Source organism: Pseudomonas sp. CGJS7 (assembly GCF_036961695.1).
The window spans coordinates 1-17,379 of the sequence record NZ_JBAMDI010000064.1 but is presented as its reverse complement, the minus strand read 5'-3'; the positions used below and the strand labels follow the sequence as shown (position 1 = coordinate 17,379).

Annotated in this window: 18 protein-coding genes; 11 read left to right on the top strand and 7 right to left on the bottom strand. The window is 68.7% G+C overall.

Going from position 1 to position 17,379, the window contains the following annotated elements; genetic code table 11:
- Positions 1-54: 54 nt before the first annotated feature.
- The 3 genes from V7787_RS30570 to V7787_RS30560 all read right to left on the bottom strand — a co-directional run bounded on the left by V7787_RS30570 (position 55) and on the right by V7787_RS30560 (position 3,612).
- Complete coding sequence (locus tag V7787_RS30570; RefSeq protein WP_336091147.1) at positions 55-597, bottom strand: hypothetical protein; 543 nt, start codon at positions 595-597, stop codon at positions 55-57.
- A 296-nt stretch (positions 598-893) separates the two neighbouring features.
- A complete protein-coding gene (locus V7787_RS30565) occupies positions 894-1,112 on the bottom strand; it encodes a hypothetical protein (RefSeq protein ID WP_336091145.1) in 219 nt (72 codons plus the stop codon).
- A 703-nt stretch (positions 1,113-1,815) separates the two neighbouring features.
- Positions 1,816-3,612, bottom strand: coding sequence for an SLC13 family permease (locus tag V7787_RS30560; protein WP_336091144.1), 1,797 nt, complete (start codon positions 3,610-3,612; stop codon positions 1,816-1,818).
- A gap of 145 nt (positions 3,613-3,757) precedes the next feature.
- Here V7787_RS30560 and V7787_RS30555 point away from each other — a divergent pair, with 145 nt between their 5' ends.
- Both V7787_RS30555 and V7787_RS30550 read left to right on the top strand, forming a co-directional pair.
- Positions 3,758-4,903, top strand: a complete 1,146-nt coding sequence (locus V7787_RS30555) for a sensor histidine kinase (RefSeq protein WP_336091143.1) — start codon at positions 3,758-3,760, stop codon at positions 4,901-4,903.
- On the top strand, positions 4,896-5,330 hold the full coding sequence (locus tag V7787_RS30550) for a response regulator (RefSeq protein ID WP_057941066.1): 435 nt from the start codon (positions 4,896-4,898) through the stop codon (positions 5,328-5,330). Before V7787_RS30555 ends, V7787_RS30550 begins: the two co-directional genes overlap by 8 nt.
- 426 nt (positions 5,331-5,756) lie before the next feature.
- On the opposite strand, the gene V7787_RS30545 is transcribed toward V7787_RS30550, so the two are convergent.
- Positions 5,757-6,491, bottom strand: a complete 735-nt coding sequence (locus V7787_RS30545) for a 2OG-Fe(II) oxygenase (protein ID WP_336091140.1) — start codon at positions 6,489-6,491, stop codon at positions 5,757-5,759.
- A gap of 395 nt (positions 6,492-6,886) precedes the next feature.
- Here V7787_RS30545 and V7787_RS30540 point away from each other — a divergent pair, with 395 nt between their 5' ends.
- From V7787_RS30540 to V7787_RS30505, 8 genes are all read left to right on the top strand, one after another.
- Positions 6,887-7,417, top strand: a complete 531-nt coding sequence (locus tag V7787_RS30540; protein WP_336091138.1) for a hypothetical protein — start codon at positions 6,887-6,889, stop codon at positions 7,415-7,417.
- Positions 7,414-8,046, top strand: coding sequence for a hypothetical protein (locus V7787_RS30535; protein WP_336091137.1), 633 nt, complete (start codon positions 7,414-7,416; stop codon positions 8,044-8,046). The genes V7787_RS30540 and V7787_RS30535 overlap by 4 nt, the downstream gene beginning before the upstream one ends.
- Before the next feature lie 56 nt (positions 8,047-8,102).
- Positions 8,103-8,870 (top strand): hypothetical protein, encoded by a 768-nt coding sequence (locus tag V7787_RS30530; RefSeq protein ID WP_336091136.1) that lies wholly within the window; start codon positions 8,103-8,105, stop codon positions 8,868-8,870.
- Between the two features lie 79 nt (positions 8,871-8,949).
- A complete protein-coding gene (locus V7787_RS30525; RefSeq protein ID WP_336091135.1) occupies positions 8,950-9,765 on the top strand; it encodes a hypothetical protein in 816 nt (271 codons plus the stop codon).
- An 81-nt stretch (positions 9,766-9,846) separates the two neighbouring features.
- Complete coding sequence (locus V7787_RS30520; protein ID WP_336091134.1) at positions 9,847-10,587, top strand: C39 family peptidase; 741 nt, start codon at positions 9,847-9,849, stop codon at positions 10,585-10,587.
- A gap of 43 nt (positions 10,588-10,630) precedes the next feature.
- On the top strand, positions 10,631-11,386 hold the full coding sequence (locus V7787_RS30515) for a hypothetical protein (RefSeq protein ID WP_336091132.1): 756 nt from the start codon (positions 10,631-10,633) through the stop codon (positions 11,384-11,386).
- Between the two features lie 30 nt (positions 11,387-11,416).
- Entirely contained in the window at positions 11,417-12,739 is a 1,323-nt protein-coding gene (locus V7787_RS30510; RefSeq protein WP_336091131.1) for a transporter, read from the top strand.
- Between the two features lie 47 nt (positions 12,740-12,786).
- Positions 12,787-13,326 carry a hypothetical protein gene (locus V7787_RS30505; protein ID WP_336091130.1) on the top strand — a complete coding sequence of 180 codons (540 nt, stop codon included), beginning with the start codon at positions 12,787-12,789 and terminating at the stop codon, positions 13,324-13,326.
- Positions 13,327-13,337: 11 nt separating this feature from the next.
- Here V7787_RS30505 and V7787_RS30500 read toward each other — a convergent pair whose 3' ends face one another.
- From V7787_RS30500 to V7787_RS30490, 3 genes are all read right to left on the bottom strand, one after another.
- Complete coding sequence (locus V7787_RS30500; protein ID WP_336091128.1) at positions 13,338-14,801, bottom strand: sigma-54 dependent transcriptional regulator; 1,464 nt, start codon at positions 14,799-14,801, stop codon at positions 13,338-13,340.
- A gap of 283 nt (positions 14,802-15,084) precedes the next feature.
- The gene (locus tag V7787_RS30495) at positions 15,085-16,140 is read right to left on the bottom strand and encodes a class 1 fructose-bisphosphatase (RefSeq protein WP_336091127.1); all 1,056 of its coding nucleotides are present in this window, start codon (positions 16,138-16,140) and stop codon (positions 15,085-15,087) included.
- A 178-nt stretch (positions 16,141-16,318) separates the two neighbouring features.
- Positions 16,319-16,807 (bottom strand): hypothetical protein, encoded by a 489-nt coding sequence (locus tag V7787_RS30490; protein ID WP_336091125.1) that lies wholly within the window; start codon positions 16,805-16,807, stop codon positions 16,319-16,321.
- A 166-nt stretch (positions 16,808-16,973) separates the two neighbouring features.
- On the opposite strand from V7787_RS30490, the gene V7787_RS30485 reads away from it, so the two are divergent.
- Positions 16,974-17,379: hypothetical protein (locus tag V7787_RS30485; RefSeq protein ID WP_336091123.1), on the top strand; the 406-nt coding region annotated here is incomplete at its 3' end.

Below are 17,379 nucleotides of genomic sequence, written 5' to 3'. Positions count from 1 at the left end.
CGATGGCGCGGATGCGCATCGGCGCGCGCGCCGGAACGCTCGGCGACGCGGGCGCTACGGCACGTTCAGATCGGTCAGTTCCAACGCGGCGGAGATCCGGAACGGGCGAGTGAAACGCGTATCCAGATCGACGACATGCCGGGCGACGCGGAACAGCCGGGTCTGGGTCTGTATCGGCTCGCACACTCCGGTCTGGAAGGTGAGCATCGAACGCACGGTGTGGTTGCGGGCGCTGCCGTCGGGCACGTAGAGCGAATGCCGGTCGCCGCCGACCATGGCATCGGACAGCAAACCGCCGACACCGGCGACGGTGTTGTTGGCGTAGGGCTGGCCGGTGCAGTCGCTGGATTCGAAAAAGAGATAGCCTTTTTTGTCGAAGCCGCTCGGAGACAAGGTCAACATGATCCGGTGAGCGCTGACCCGGAACGGGATGCGGGCGCGGCCGTTGTCGCCGTCGACCATATCGAGGATCGGGCCGACGACTTTGCTGTTCTTGTCGATCACCACGAACGATTGGCGGGCGTGCGCGGGCAGGGCGAGGGTCAACAGCAGCGGTACGGCGAGCAGGCCGAGCCGCGGAAGCGATGCGCAGGACATGGGGATGTCTCCTGGATAGGGGGAAAGCGATCGCCGTCGCGGATCTGCCGCGACTCCCCCTGTCAGCGCGTTCGCGCGCAATCGATACCACGACGGCCGCGTGCGGTGTGGCGCGGCGCGGACGTTTTTTTCGAAAGCGCTTACGCGTATGCGGATCGCGCGCACGCGGGCGCGATCGCGCCGGTTCGGTTTTGTGATCGCGTGCGGTTCTTCGCGGCTGAGGATGCGGGCCGCGCCAGCTCATCGCGCAGCGAAGAAAGACTGGCGTCTCGCGCGACGCATCGCCGCGGCCGCGCTCAGCGCTGCGGCGCGGGCATGATGTGCGAGAGGTAGATCCGGCGGTCTTCGAAAATGCGGATCGCCACGGCGACGCCGAGCTGCACCGACAGATGGAAGGCTTCGGCCTTGGCCGCGGCCGAAGCGTCGGCCGGATTTTCGAAACGCTCATCGGCGACATCGCACGACAGGGTGCGGCCGAGGTAGGTGGATTCGTTGAGTTGCACGGTGTAGCGCATGTTTGCGGTCGACCATCGAAGACGCGGAATGCCCCGGCCCAGCTGGACCGCTTGCTCAAGGCGGCGACTCATTGGTGGGCTGAGCGGCGTCCGTTGTCGGCGCATGAGTCGTGCTTCCGGGGCGTGGATAAGGTGGCTCAGTGGCGTGGGATTTACTCTCAGGGGATCACAGTGCGTGGTGTAGGAAATTTCTGAGCAACCGCAAGAGATTGATAACGCGTTAGTCCCGAAGCCAGTCAACCTCAACCTGTTGCCCTTCTCCCGCCTGCGGGAAAAGGTGGCCCGAAGGGCCGGATGAGGGCGTGCGAAATGAGGGCGTGCGAATGTCAGTTACGTCGTAAGCGTGGATGCGCGCGCCCTCACCCCAACCCTCTCCCGCAAGCGGGAGAGGGGGCAATAGCCGAAGCGTCGTGCAACCCCACCGGCATGAACAAACCCTGTAGCCCACACCCAGCCAAGACTTTCGACGGATTCGCCCACCCCCGCATCGGCCTAGCTTGAAGCCCGCCGCGGCGCAGCGGCCCCGACAAGGATCGAGCATGTTCGCCACCGCCAGGACGACGGCCACGCCCCCACCGGCGCGCGAACGCTGCGCGCCACCGCACCCGTTGGCGCTGTGGGCCGCGCTATACCTGTCGATCGCCTGCGCCGCCGCGCCGGCCACGACCATGCCCGGCACCCTGCCGGCCATGCCGCTGGCGCATCAGGCGCCCGGCCAGAACGGCCCGCCCAGCCACAGCCAGCGCGACATCCAGGCGCTGACCAAGGCGATCAGCACGGTCAAGGGCAAGCCGATCCGCAGGAAGTCGCTGAAGCGGTACTGGCCCGGCCCGAGGATGAGAAGGTTGCCGTGGTGACCGATCGGGGTCAGGAACGCCACCACCGCGCCCAAGGCGGTGCAGACCACGAACGGCGTCGCCGGCAGGCCCAGCGACTGCGCCAGTGAGATCGCGATCGGCCCCAGCAGCACCGTGGTCGCCGCGTCGGACAGAATCTGGGTCAGCAACGCGGCGACGGTGAACATCACCAGCAAGATCGCCAGCGGCGGCCAGCCGGCGATCACGTGCAGCATGCCCTGCGCCAGCAATTGCGCGGTGCCGGTCTGCTCCATCGCCACACCCAGCGGAATCACCCCGGCGATCATCACGAAGATCCGCACGTCGATCTCGCGATAGGCCTGTTCCACGTCCACGCAGCGGGTGGCCACCATCGCCACCGCGCCGAGCAGGAACGCCAGCGGCGCCGGCAGCCATTCGGTCGCCGCGGCCAACACGGTCATGCCCAGAATGCCCAACGCCAGCGGCGCGCGGATGCGCCGGCGCGCTTCGCCGGCGAACGGCACCAGCATCAGGAAGCCGTGGTGCGCGGCCAGTTCGGCGAATCGCGCCGGCCGGCCCCACAGCACCAGCAGATCGCCTTCGCGCAGGCGCGCATCCGACAAGCGCGGCGCGACCGCGCCCTGGCGCCGCCACAACCCGGCGATCACTGCATGGAACTGGCGGGCGAAATCCAGCTCGCGCACGCTGCGGCCGATGAATTCCGAACCCGGCGCGACCACCGCCTGAACCAACTGCGCGTCGCCGTCGCCGTCGGCGTGTTCGCCGAAACGCTTGATCGCGTTCAGATCCAGACCGGCGTCGTCGTGCAACGACGCCAGCGCGTCGGCCGAGGCCTCCACCAGCAGGATGTCGCCGCTGATCAACGGGCTGGCCGGGCCCAGATCCTGGCGGCGCTGGCCGTCGCGCAGCCAGCCGGTCAGCACGAAGCGGTCGCCCAGCGCCTTCTGCAATTCGGCCAGCGGGCGGGTGCTCCAGCGCGAGCCTTCCACGATCAGCAACTCGGTGCGGTAACGGTCCAGACGCAGATAGCCGTCGTCGCCGTGCTCGCCGCCGCGCTTGGGCAGGATCCAGCGCATCGCCAACATGTACAGCACGCCGACCAACACCAGCGCCAGGCCGATCGGGGTGATCGAGAAAATGCCCAGGCCCGGCGCGCCGGTGCGTTCGATCAGATTGTCGGCGAGCAGGAACGCCGGCGCGCTGACCAGGGTCAGGGTGGTGCCCAGCGAGGCCGCGAACGACATCGGCATCAGCAGGCGCGAGGCCGACAAGCCGCGCGATTTGGCGAACCGGGTCAGGATCGGCAGCATCATCGCCGTGACCATGACGTGGTGAGTGAACGAGGACAGCGCCGCCACCGCCGGCATGGTCACCGCGATCGCGCGGCCCTCGCTGTGCCCGGCGGCATGCCCGATCCACTGGCCCAGGCGCTCGGTGATGCCGGTCGCGGCCAGGCCGCCGGAGATCACGAACACCGCCGCGACGATGATCGCCGGCTCGCTGGCGAAGCCCGACAGCGCCTGCTTGGCGTCCAGCACCCCGGTCAGCACCAGCGCCAGCAGGGTCAGCATCGCGGTCACGTCGACCCGCAAGCGCTCGCTGACGAACAGATACAGCGCTGCGCCCAGGATCAGCAAAAAGGCGATCTGTGAGAAGTCCATGCCCGGCATTGTGCGCGAGCGGGCCGTGTCCGGGCCGTGTGCAGCGTCCACCGCGCCGTCACGACGGGATTGGCTACACTCAGCGGCCCCCTCGGGCTCCCGCCGCGCCTACCGCTTCTTCGAGATGACCCTGCCGCAGACTTCGATGCCCGCCGATCAAGCCGGAGACGACCGTTTCCGTCTGGCGATGGCGGCATCCAACATCGGCATGGCGATCGTCTCGCTGGAAGGCGTATGGCTGGAGGTCAATCCGGCGTTCTGCGCGATGCTGGGGTATCGGGTCGACGAATTGCTGGGGCATCACTACAGCGAAGTCACCCATCCCGACGATCTGGCGATCAGCAACCACCTGGTCGCCGCGCTGGTCAGCGGCGCGCTGGCCTCGGTCGACGAACACAAGCGCTACGTGCACCGCGACGGCGCCGATGTGTGGGTGCAGCTCAACGTAGCGGTGATGCGCGACGAAGACGGCGCGCCGCAGTACTTCATCTCGCACATGCGCGACATCCGCGGCGAGCGCGAGGCCGATATGGCGATGAGCGCGCGCATGGCCGAACACGATGCCGCGCTGGACGCGTCCAACCGGCAACTGCAGTTGTTCGCCGACGCGGTCGCCCACGACCTGCGCGCGCCGCTGCGTTCGATCGAAAGTTTTTCCGCGCTGCTGGGCGAACGCGCCGGCGAGCGTCTGAACGAAACCGACCGCGACTACCTGGCGCGGATCCGCGCCGCGGCCTCGCGCATGACCGGCCTGCTGGCGGCGCTGACCGAGCTGTCGCACGTGACCCGCGCCGACATGCGCATCGCCCCGGTCGACCTGAGCCTGCTCGCCGACTGGGTCGGCGCCGAGCTGCAGGACGCCGACCCGCGCCACCGCGGCGAGGTCAGCGTCCAGCCCGGCTTGCAGGTCGAAGGCGACGAACGCCTGCTCAAGCTGATGTTGAACCAACTCATGCACAACGCCTGGAAGTTCTCCTGCGAGCGCGCCGCCGACGGCGCCCCGGTGAGCATCCAGGTCCGCGGCGAGGCGGCCGGCGGGCGCTTGCTGCTGTCGATCCAGGACCAAGGGACCGGATTCGACATGCGCTATGCTCACAAGCTGTTTGAGCCCTTCCAGCGCCTGCACGGGCCGGATCAGGGCGGCGGTCACGGCCTGGGCCTGGCGATCGCGCGGCGGGTGGTCGAGCGGCATCGCGGCCAGTTGCGCGCGCATTCGCAGCCCGGCGCGGGCAGCACGTTTACAGTCGAACTGCCCGTCGAATCGGCGGGCGAGGAAAACCGCAATGCATAAGGAAATCCTGCTGGTCGAGGACAACCCCGACGACGTCGAGCTGACCCGGCTCGCCTTCGACGAGGCCAAGATCGCCAACAGGCTGGTGGTGATGGGCGACGGCGCCGAAGCGCTGGATTACCTGTTCGCCCGCGGCCGTTACTCCGATCGCGACCCGGCCGACCTGCCCTCTATCGTGCTGTTGGACCTGAATCTGCCCAAGGTCGACGGGCGCGAGGTGTTGCAGGCGATCCGTGCCCACGAACCCACCCGGACCTTGCCGGTGGTGGTGTTGACCACCAGCACCGAGCCGTTCGATGTGGAGGCCAGCTATGCGCTGGGGGTCAACAGCTATATCCAGAAGCCGGTGGATTTCGAGCAGTTCGTGTGGGCGGTCAAGCAGGTGGGGTTGTATTGGTTGGTGTTGAACCATCCGCGCAATCCCTGATCGTTGAGGCAAGAGCAAATCCCCCCTGCCCCCCCTTTTTCAAAGGGGGGTACTTCGTTGTGGGGGCGGAATTGGTTGGGGGCGGTGGGCTCCCGGTTTCCGCAATCGAGCCTGTCAATTCGCCCCCTTTGCAAAAGGGGGCGGGCGCCCGGCGTTGAATCGTCATTGCGGTTGGGCCGACGCGCCGGGGGATTTGTCGCAGCGCCCGGCGTTCACCACGCCTGAAGCAAATCCCCCCTGCCCCCCTTTTTCAAAGGGGGGTACTTCGTTGCGGGGCGTAGTTTGGGTGGGGACCGTGGGTTCCCGTTTTGCGCATACGAGCGCGCCAATTCGCCCCCTTTGCAAAAGGGGGCCGGCGCCCGGCGCCCAATCGTCATCGCGGTTGAGCCAAAGCGCCGGGGGATTTGCCCCAACGCCCAACGCCCCTCACCCCGCCGCGTACAACCGCTCAGCCCGCTGAAACAAAATCCAGCTGGTAGCGATGTACTTATCCCCACCCTTGGGCCGATTGCCGCGGTGGGTATGGGTGAACGCCGCCGGCGCGATCAACAAATCGCCCGCGCGCGGCGCGATCTTGCGCCGCTGATACAGGAACTCGGTCTCGCCCTCTTCGAACCCGTCGTTGAGGTAGATCGTCCACAACACGTGCCGATGCAAGGTCTCGCCGTTCTGATCGCGCGGATACAACTCGCAATGCCAATACGGATAACCGCCGCGATTGGCGGTGTACCGCTGCAGATTGATCGCGCCGGGACGGAACACCGTCTGTGCCACCGGCGACAAGGCGTTGTCGTCCATCTGCGCCAGACGCTCAGCCGTGATCCGATGGCGCTTGCCGTCTTCGCCCGGCGTTTCCAGCATCAACGGCGCGATCATGGTGTGCGGATAGCGGCGCAGGTACTGCAACAAACCGCGGAATACCGCCAGGTTCAAGGTCGCCTCGACATCCTTCCAACCTTCGCGATTGGTGATGGTCAGATCGCGGCTGTCCTTCAAGTCCGGAAGCACGCCGCCGCCGACCCGGCCCGGCTCGCTGTCGCGGCTGGCGTCGAATCGGCGCACCAGCTCGGCGCATTGCTCGCGGGTCAGCGCTTGCGGGTAGACCTCGATGAAATCGTCTCCGCCGGTGGCGGCTGCAACGGTGTCGGTTGTCGATGACATGGCGGGCGATGGCGGGGTAAGAGAACGCGCGAACGGCAAGCGCGGGGAAAGCGGCCATCCTCGCACGCGCGCCGGAGGTTGCAAAAAGGCAACGCCGGATCGCGGCCGCGCCGGCCAGGGCCTGGATAGCGTCTCAGAGGCCCACGGGACGGGCTTGCGGGCATAACGGAATCTGAAGCTGAGCAGGGGACGGTGTCCGCTGGCACCGCCAAGGTGCGTTGCGCGGCCGCAACGTTTATCCCGCGCGGACCCGGCCATCCGCCCTAGGAAAGCGGAAAACATCAGCAAATTCAGCCGCTTGCGAACTTGGCACGGCTCTAGCGTGAGACCTTTCGCCCCGGTCGGCTGCCCCGACCCGGATGCCGCGAGAGTCCCCCGTCTCGGAGTTCGCCGTCATGCCCGTGCTCGTTCGTCGCTTCCCCCTCGGCCGCTGGTTCCCGCTCGCGGCGGTATGCGCCGCTGGTCTGTCCACCGGCGAATTGCGCGCGCAGTCGCCCGAACCCAGCGAGCCGGCCGATCCGAGCATCGTCATCGCCCGCACCGTGCACCCGCGGATCGCCTACCGCGCGCTGCCGGCGCAGGACAATCCGGTGCGCACCGAAGCCACCGCGTTCCCCGGCCGGGTCTTCCACGGCACCCTGGAGCGTTCGCTGGCGCCGGTGCTCGGCGATGCCGAGCTCGATCAGCACGGCTCCAGCGGACTCAGCCCGACCGCGGCGACCCAGGCGCTGACCGGCCTGCTGGTGCCCACCGCCGGCAACACCGGCGCCGGCGCAATGCTCGGTCCGTCCGCGTCCGCGCCGCCGATGGGCCCGACCGCCAGCGTCGGCGGCGCGGTGACCGCGGCCACCGCCGGCATCGGCGATCTGATCACCGGCAGCGTGATGCAGGCGCTGGCGCCGCAGAACCCCGGGAGCGGCCGATGAACGCCCGGCTGCGCGCAGTGCGGCTGGCGCCGTTGTGGTTGGCGGCGTGCTTGTTGGCCACCGCGATTTCCACCGACACCCACGCGCAAGCGCCGGGCCGCGACAGCGCCCGCATCGGCGCCGTCGGCCGCGCCAGCGACGGCCGCGCCGCGCTCAACCAGGCCGCCGGCACCGGCAACGCCCAAGCCAACCTCGCCGCGATCGCGACCGCACCCGACGGCCTGGCGCTGACCGCCACCCGCGCCCGGCAACGCGTCGACTTCGACCCGGGCGCCGCGCAACGCGCAGCCAGCACGCGAATCGAAACGCACGCCTTCGCCGACCACGCCGGATTGCTGCAGCTCAACCAGAGCGCCGGCGCCGGCAATGCGCAACTCAACGCCTTCGATCTCGCCCGCGGCGCGAGTACCGCGACGATCGCCGGCCTGGACGACAGCGCGCTGGCCAACGTCGCCGCCGACACCGCCGCGATCGCGCCGACCCAAGCCGCGCACGCACCGCGCGAAGCGCTGATCGCCGACGACGCGTTCCGCGGCGGCCAAGGCGTGCTGCAACTCAATCAGACAGCGGGGACCGGCAACGCGTCGGTCAACGCCATCGTGCTCCGACTGCCCGGGGGCGTTCCATAAAACAAGACGGCAGAACGCGTAGCGGCTTCACCCAACCACCACCAGGAGAGAGAACCATGAAAGCGCAACTGACTCTGCTTGCCCTCGCGCTCGGCGTCGCCATCGCCGCGCCCGCTTACGCCGAAGGCGACGATGCCCAGATCCACAGCGACACCCGCATCGGCAACCACATCGACGTGTCCGGAAAAGTGCGGGTGAAAGGCCATATCCGCGTCGCCTCCGAATCGGCCGCCACGGTCGATCAGGACCAGCTCACCGACGCCAACGCCTCGCTCGGCGACGGCGATCACGACGCCCGCCTCGGCGGCAACGCGCTGTCGGATGCGCAAGGCAACATCGGCGCCAACGTCGCCGCCGGCGTCGGCAACGCCCAGGCCAACGACACCGCGTTGTCGGCGGTGGACGGCGAGAAGGTGTTCGCTTCGGCGATGACCTTCAACAGCCAGGCCTCCAGCTTCAACTATGCCTACTCCAACCAGCCCGATACCTATTACGAAGCCACCCTCAACGGCGACGCGCTGTCCAACGCCCGCGGCAACATCGGCGTCAACGTCGCCGCCGGCGTCGGCAACGCGCAGAGCAATGCGATGGCCGCTTCGGTCAACAGCTCCGGCACCATCGCCAAGGCCGCGTCCGACAGCGAACAGGATGCGTGGTTGAACGAACTGGCCGCCGCCTGCGACCTGGACACCTTCGCCACCCTCGGCGGCAACGCGCTGTCCGGCGCGCAGGGCAACATCGGCGCCAACGTCGCCGCCGGCGTGGGCAACCTGCAGCACAACGGTTTGTCGATCGCCACCGCGTCCTGCGGCAGCTGCCAGTAAACGTGCGCGGCCGCGGCCCGCGCCGCGGCCGTCGCGCCGGAAAACATTCCCGCACAACCATCCGCAACGGAGAGCCCACATGAAACTCCACCGCACCGCGCTGGCGATCGCGCTGGCCTGCGCCGTCGCCTTGCCGGCATTCGCCGAGGGCGACGACGCCACCATCCAAAGCCACACCAGCATCAGCAACCAGATCGACGTATCGGGCCGGGCCAAGGTCCGCGGCAAGATCCGGGTCGCGTCCGAATCGGCCGCGACGGTCGATCAGGACCAGACCACGCTGCTCAATCAATCGCTCGGCGACGGCGACCACGACGCCCACCTGGGCGGCGACGCGCTGTCGGACGCGCAAGGCAACATCGGCGCCAACGTCGCCGCCGGCGTCGGCAATGCCCAGGCCAACGACACCGCGTTGTCGGCGGTGGACGGCGAAAAGGTGTTCGCTTCGGCGATGGTGTTCGGCAGCCAGGACAGTTACGGCAACTACGCCACCACCAACACCGATCACACCTACTACCAGGCCGCGCTCGACGGCAATGCCTTGTCCAACGCCAAGGGCAACATCGGCGTCAACGTCGCCGCCGGCGTCGGCAATGCGCAGGGCAACGGCATGGCCGCATCGGTCAACAGCTCCGGCCGTCTGGCCATCGCGACCTCCGACAGCGAACAAAGCTCGCTGGCAAATCTGCTCGACAGCGAAGGCCGCCGCATCAGCCTGGACCTGTACGCCTCGCTCGACGGCAATGCCTTGTCCGGCGCGCAAGGCAACATCGGCGTCAACGTCGCCTCCGGCGTCGGCAATCTGCAACACAACGGCTTGTCGATCGCGACCGCGTCCTGCGGCGCGTGCGCGCCGCCGCCTCCGCCGCCTCCGTGCAGCAGCTGCGGGGACTGAGCTCGACCGTCCCCATCCGCGATGGCCGCGCGTCGGCCATCGCGGACTCAACCATCGCTCCGCGCAACCGAGCCTGCCGCCATGTCGCCGATCCGTTTCGCCTTCAACGCCGTTTCCGCCGCCGCGCTGTGGACCGCGTCGCTGTGCGGCGCCGCGCAGGCGCAATCGCTGGGCGAGCGGGTGGTGGCGGTGGATGTCGGCCGGCTCACCGGCAACGGCACCTCGCCGATCGTCAAACCCATGCGCACCCTGCGCGATCTGCGTTACCGCGATCTGCTGCGCCAGCGCTACGACTTCAGTTGCGGCTCGGCCGCGTTGGCCAGTCTGTTGCATTACGGCTACGGGCTCGAAGTCGATGAGCCGGCGTTGATCAAGAAGATGATGGTCGGCGTGGATCCCAACGAAGTGGTGCGCAACGGATTTTCGATGCTGGACATGAAGCGCTACGTCGAAAGCATCGGCATGCGCGCGCACGGTTTCCGCATCGACGCCGACGCCTTGTACCGCCTGCAAATGCCGGTGATCGCGTTGCTGGATCTGAAAGGCTACCGCCACTTCGTGGTGGTCAAGGGCGCGGCCGGCGGCCGCGTGTTCGTCGCCGATCCCGCGCTCGGCCATCGGGTGATGCCGGAAGCCGATTTCGTCGACGGCTGGAACGGCATCGTCCTGGCGGTGGTCGGCGATCGACCGATGCGCGCCGATTCGTACCTGGTCGGCAACCGCGACTCGCCCGCGCTGCGCCGGCGGGTGGACGCGCTGGACCGCGCCACCGCGCCGCCGCGGGTGGTCGAGTTCGGCTTGGTGATTTCCGATTTGTTCTGACTACGCGCCGCCCGCGGCGCACGCATTGGTTTCGAGGTGTCCGATGAACCGCCCATCACTCCCCCGTGCCCTGTTCTCGGCCCTCGTGGCAGCGGCGGCCGCGCTTGAACCCGCGGCCGCCCTGCCCCCTCTGCGCGCGGATCTGGTCGATGAAGCGACCTTGGCCACGATCAGCGGCAAGTACTTCGGCGCGCAGATGCTGGTGGGTCTGCGCGTGGATGTGATCTCCAACCTCAGCACCCCGCAGCAAGGCGCGGCGATGGCCAGCGGTTCGTTGCTGGTGCTGCGCGACGGCGCGGGTTTGCGAGTGCAGGTGGACGCGCGCAGCCAGGCCGTGTCCGGCGACGCCGCCGCGGCTTCGACGCACGCCAACGCGGCCGGCGCCGACGCGGCGCAGGTGCGCGGCATCGGTCAGATCGCGCAGATCGCCGGCGACGGCAATCGCTTGTCCAATCTGGCCGCGATCGAGTTCGTCGACCGCGCCGGCATCGACCGCGACGCCGCCGGTTTCAACGGCCAAAGCCACAGCGAATCCGCCGCCGGCGCGATGCAGGCGCGGGTGACGTTTCTCGATGGCGGGATCCAGGTCGGCGTCGATGCGCCCGGCGCCGCGATGCGCCAGCACTTGAACGCCGGCGCGCAGGGCGGTATCGGCCAGCTCGGCCGCATCGCCGGCGACGGCATCGACGGCGGCAACCGCTTGCAGTTGCAGGTCGCGACCTCGGCGATCACCCCGCAACTGAGCCAGCAGCTCGGCCTGCAGCAAGCGCTGGACAGCCTGCGCGCGCTGCCGCGCTGAACCCACCTTCTTGTCACGGACGCCAAGACCATGCGCGCCGCATACGCACCCTTGCCCCTCGCTCTTGCGCTGATCCTGAGCGCGCCCGCGCGCGCCGACGACGGCGAGTCCGCCGCCGCGGCCACGCCCGAGTTCAAGTCCCTGCACCAGCACATGCTCGACATGAGCCGGCAACTGGCCGAGCAGCGCGCGCAGATCCAGAACCTGCGCGAGCAAGTCGAAGAGCTGGAACTGGCCCAGCGCGGCCGCGGCCTGTCCGGCGCGGCCGGACCGGCCGGGCAGGCCGCGCGCGATCTGGCCGAGCAAGCGCAGAAGAAAGCCGCGGCCACCGCGGCCCAGGACGAAGGCGACGCGCCGGTGCAGGTCGGCCAGACCCAGCGCGAGGAAGACGCGCAACGACGGCAACAGGAAAAGGCCTTGGTGGTGCGCGAACACGCGCCGCTGTTCGAGCGCAAGTTCACCCTCGACGCCGGTTTCAACTACAGCTACTACGACCGCCGGCAACTCGCGCTCAGCGGCTTTCTAGCCCTGGATGCGATCTTCCTGGGCAGCATCAACCTGGATCAGACCAAGGCCAGCGTCGGCACCTTCGAACTCAGCGGCCGTTACGGCCTGACCGACCGGCTCAGCATCGAGGCCACACTGCCGTACGTGTATCGCGACTCGCGCTTCGTCAGCGGCGGCGCCGGCGGCGCGTCCAGCGTGGTCAGCGAAGTGCGGATGCGCTCGCAAGGCGTCGGCGACGCCAGCGTGGCCGCGTACTACCAGTGGGTGAAGGAATCGCAGCGCTGGCCGGACATCGTCACCAGCCTGCGCGTGCGCGCGCCGACCGGGCGCGACCCGTTCGGCCTGAAACTGATCCAGCCCGACGGCGACAACAACAACCTCAACATTCCCGAAGACCTGCCGACCGGTTCGGGCGTGTGGGCGGCGACGTTCAACGTCTCGGCGCTGCGCACTTACGATCCGGTGATCCTGTTCGGCAACATCGGCTACAGCTACAACCAGCCGGCCGACTTCGACGACATCTCGCCGGTGGCCGAACAGATCTCGCCGGCGCGGGTGGCGCTGGGCAATACCGTGCAACTCAGCGGCGGCCTGGCGATCGCGCTCAACGACCGTTCGGCGGTGAGCTTCTCGGTCGCCACCGCCGTCACCGGCGCCACCCACCTGACCGCGCCGGGCGCGAGCAAACGGCGGGTGCCGGGCAGTTCCAGCAACTCCACCACCTTGAACATCGGCGCCAGCTACGTGCTGCCCTCGGGCTGGACCTTCAACGGCCAACTGGCCGCGGGGCTGACCCCGGACGCGCCGAATTTCGTGTTTTCGCTGCGCGGTTCGCGATCGTTCTGAGCGGCGGACCGCGCCGGATTTTCAGCGTCGGGCGTTGCAAGGCGCCGATGCCGGGACGCAGCTTCGATCTGCGTCCCGTTTTTTATGTGGCCTGGCTTAACGCATGCGCGCGACTCGATTGCGCGCTGCGCCGCGCCGGGACAGAATCGAACGCGGCGCCGCGGCGGATCCGATCGCGCGGCGTCCGGCTTCTTCCTGTCGAGCACGCGCGCGCACTCATGAATCTGCAATGGCGTTTATTCGTTTCCGCCAACACCGAGCCGGCCGCGCTCACGGTCGCCTCGCGCCATTTCGAGCGCGCCCAGGTGGAGACGTCGGCGCTGACGGTGGAGCCTTACGAAAAAGGCGGCTACAAGGTTCAAGCGCGCAGCGAGCACGCGACCGCGTCGTGGTCCGACAGCGTGATCGCGGCGATCGCCCTGGCCCAGCGCACCGGCCACGGCTGGAGCCTGAGCGGGCTGATCATCGATGAGCTGCGGCTGTGGAGCACCAGCGCCTCGACCGCCGGGATCGAGGCGATCGAGGTGAGTCTGCAGCGGGTCGAAACGCTGGCGTCGGAAGAACTCGGCGATACCGTGGTCGGCTGAGATCGAGCGGATCAGGTCGAGGCGACCGCGTCGTCGTCGATCTCATCCTCGCCGCCGCGCATCCCCAAGCGCTGCATCAACCGATACAACGTCACCCGCGACACGCCCAGTTCGCGCGCCGATTCGCCCAGGCGCCGGCGGTTGCGGTGCAAGGCGCGTTCGATCGCTTCGCGGGTGGCCAGATCGCGCGCTTCTTCCAGGGTGATCGGCGCGCCGTCGGCGTTGTCGTCGATGTGCAGGTCGGCGGCGGTGATGTAGCGGCCGTCGGCCATGACCACGGCCTGGCGCACGCGGTTGATCAGTTCGCGCACGTTGCCGGGCCAGGGATGGCGGTGCATGGCCTGGCGCGCGCACGGCGAGAAGCCCTTGATCCCGCGCGAGGTTTCCTGCGCATAGCGTTGCAACGCGTGGTCGGCGAGCAGGTCGATGTCGCCGCCGCGTTCGCGCAGCGGCGGCTGTTGCAGGCGCAGCACGCACAGGCGGTGGTAGAGATCGGCGCGGAAGCGGCCTTCGGCGACGGCGTGGTCGAGGTCGTGATGGGTGGCCGAGACGATGCGCACATCGACCGGGATCTGTTCGTGTCCGCCCAGGCGTTCGATCGAGCCTTGTTGCAGAAAGCGCAGCAGCGAGGCCTGGCTGTCCAGCGGCAGGTCGCCGATTTCGTCGAGGAACAAGGTGCCGCCGTTGGCCATCTCGATCCGCCCCAGCTTGCGTTGCTGGGCGCCGGTGAAGGCGCCGCGCTCGTAGCCGAACAGTTCGGACTGGACCAGGTTGTGCGGAATCGCCCCGCAGTTGATGGCGATGAACGGATAGCGGCCGCGGTGCGATTGGCGGTGCACGGCCATCGCCGCGAGTTCCTTGCCGGTGCCGGTTTCCCCGGCGATGAACACCGGCGCGTCGGTGGCGGCGGCCTTGTTGAGGCCGCGGCAGAGCGCGCGGATCGGCTCGCTCTCGCCGATCATGCCGTCCATGCCGCCGCTGTGCATGGCATCGCTGCCGCCGCCGCAGGCCAGCGCGGCCATGCCGTGGGCGTGGCCGATCACCGTGTGCAGCACGCCTTCCGGACAGGGCAGGGTCACGTAGTCGTAGCAGTAATCGCGGATCAGGCGGCGCGCGTGTTCTTCTTCGAGTTGGGCGCCGCTGATGCCGGCGATCCAGCCGGCGTTCTGCGCGGCCAGGGCCGGGCCCAGTTCGTCCAGGTCGCGCGCGTCGAAGCCTTCGCGCAGGTCGATCAGCACCGCATGCGGCAGGCGCGGACTGGCTTGCAGTTGCCGCAGCGCCGCGCGCGCGTCGGCGGCGCGGCGCAGGGTCCAGCCCAGGCTCTGCAGCGGCGCCAGGGCGTGCATGCGGCCGGCGCCGCCGGGGCTGAGGTAGATCAGTTCGCGCGCGCCGTCGCCGCGCGCGGCCGGCGTCCGCGCAGCGGATGTGTTGTTTGCGAAGCGATTCCCCAAATCGCTGCGGATGCTGCTGGCCATGATGTCGTCCCCGCTGGCGCAAACGCGCCTGCAAATACCGCAAGTAGTTCTTACTCCAACGCGGAGCGTTGCGAAAGACGGTCACCGACGGCCGGTCGGGGAGGTGGGCTGCGTTTATGCCGGCGCCGCGGCGGGGTGCAAGAAACGGGCCACGGCCCGGGGACAGGCGCTCGGGGACGAGCTTGCCTGGATCAAAACCGAGCGGTTCGGTGCCGGCGCGATGGCGCGGCGGATATGGCGGGCGACGGCCGCGCGGCGGTGAGCCGCGCGGCGCTCAGCCGATTCAGGCTTGTTCGGCGTCGAACTGGCGGTGATAGCGCACCGCGGTTTCCACTTCGGCCTTGCTGCCCAGGAACACCGGTACGCGCATGTGCAGGCCGGTGGGCTGCACTTCCAGCATGCGCTGGCGGCCGGTGCTGGCCGCGCCGCCGGCCTGTTCGACCAGGAAGCTCATCGGGTTGGCTTCGTACATCAGCCGCAGCTTGCCGCCTTGCGCGGCGCACTTGGCGTCGAGCGGGTAGCTGAAGATGCCGCCGCGGGTGAGGATGCGGTGCACGTCGGCGACCATCGAGGCGACCCAGCGCATGTTGAAGTCCTTGCCGCGCGGTCCTTCCTTGCCGGCCAGCAGATCGGCCACGTAGGCCTGCATCGGCGGCTGCCAGTGGCGCTGGTTGGACATGTTGACCGCGAATTCCTTGGTGTCTTCGGGAATGGTCATGTCGCGGGTGGTCAGCACGAAGCTGCCGACTTCGCGGTCCAGGGTGAAGGCGTGGGTGCCGTTGCCGATGGTCAGCACCAGCATGGTGCTGGGGCCGTAGGTGGTGTAACCGGCGCAGACCTGCTCGGTGCCCGGCTGCAGGAAGTCCTTGTCTTCGGCCTGGGTCACCCCGTCCGGCGCGCGCAGCACCGAGAAGATGGTGCCGACGGAAATGTTGACGTCGATGTTGCTCGAGCCGTCCAGGGGATCGAACAGCAGCAGGTAGTTGCCGCGCGGGTAGACGTCGGGGATCGGATGCGAGGTGTCCATCTCCTCCGAGGCCAGGCCGGCCAGATGGCCGCCCCAGGCGTTGGCTTCCAGCAGGATCTCGTTGCTGAGCACGTCGAGCTTCTTCTGCGCTTCGCCCTGGATGTTCATGCTTGCAGAGCCAGGGGTGCCGGCATCGCCGAGCACGCCGCCCAGGGCGCCCTTGCCGACCGCGATCGAGATGGTCTTGCAGGCGCGGGCGACCACTTCGATCAGCAGGCGCAGATCGGGATTGATGCGCCCGGCGCGCTGTTCTTCGATCAGGTAGCGGGTGAGGGAAATACCGGTGGTGCTGGGGCTGAGGACGGCGGACATGGGCTCGGGGCAGTGGCGGCGAGGGGCGCCATTGTCGCCGATGCGGAGGGCGGGGCCGAGGGTTCGGGGCGGTGGGTGTTCAGTTTTGGGGTCGGAAGCGGCTTGGAGGAGGGGCGGCGGCGTGGCGCGGTGGATTGGGAGTCCCAGTCCCGGCTTGGCTGCTGGCGCGGGTTGAAACTCAGAGCATCGTTAACGTGACCTCCCGCCGCAAATGCCGCTCGGTGACCCCGAACGCCTGCGCGACCTCGCGCTGATCGCGGCCGGCGCGCACCGCGGCGCGGATCGCGACCCGGCGCAGGCCGACGAACACGCCCCAGGCCGAGGGAATCTCGATGGTGCCCGCGGCGCTGGCGCGGTCGAGCAGGCGCCGGTGGCTGGCCGCGTCCAGGCTCACCCCCAGCCGCAACGAGCAGGCGCCGCGGCCGCGCGGCAGATACAGCCGCCGACCGCCGCGCTGGCGCACCAGCCGCAGCATCGCTTCGAAACCGCCGAGCCCGGCGACTTCCGCCGCGACCCACGGCAGCCCGGCCAGCACCGCCACGCGATGGTCTTCGCAGAAGCGGCACAGGGCGTGGAAATCGTCGGAATCCGGCGGCGGCAAACCGGCGAAGCACGGAGGCGCGGCGCGGGTATCGCCGCGCGGCGCCGAGCGAAGATCGGAAGTCATGTTGGCCAGAACGCGGCGCTGCGGCCGACGTGAACGCGCCGGCGGCGCGGCCCGACCGACGAAGCCGCGGCCGCGCCTGCGGAACCGGTCCGCATTTGCGCGCCGATCCGCGCCGGTTACAACGCCGGCGTGGGCGGCCGTCGCCGCCGCGAACAGGAGAGCTCCGATGCCCTACACCATCGTTCAAACCAACAACCCGCTGGCGATCGCCGAATGCCAATGGGCTTCGGCCAATGCCGTGCCCGTGCAGCAAGGCCAGATCCAGCCGACGGTGAAGTTCACCACCTTCACCTCGTGCATCGGCATCATCGGCGCCAGCGCCAACGGCGCGCAGGCGATCGGCATCCATCTGGTGATGGTCGACGGCAACGACAACGCGTTCACCGTCGCCGACGTGCCGACGGTGACCGCGCTGATGGCCGGGTTCGGCCAGAACGTCTGCATCGTCGGCCAGGTCGCGCTGTGGGAAGACAACGTACCGGCCGCCTACACCGCGTTGGCGCAGGCGCTGGGCAATCCGCCGACCTTCGACCGCGGCGACGGGCGTTATGCGGGCGGATTCAACAACGTCG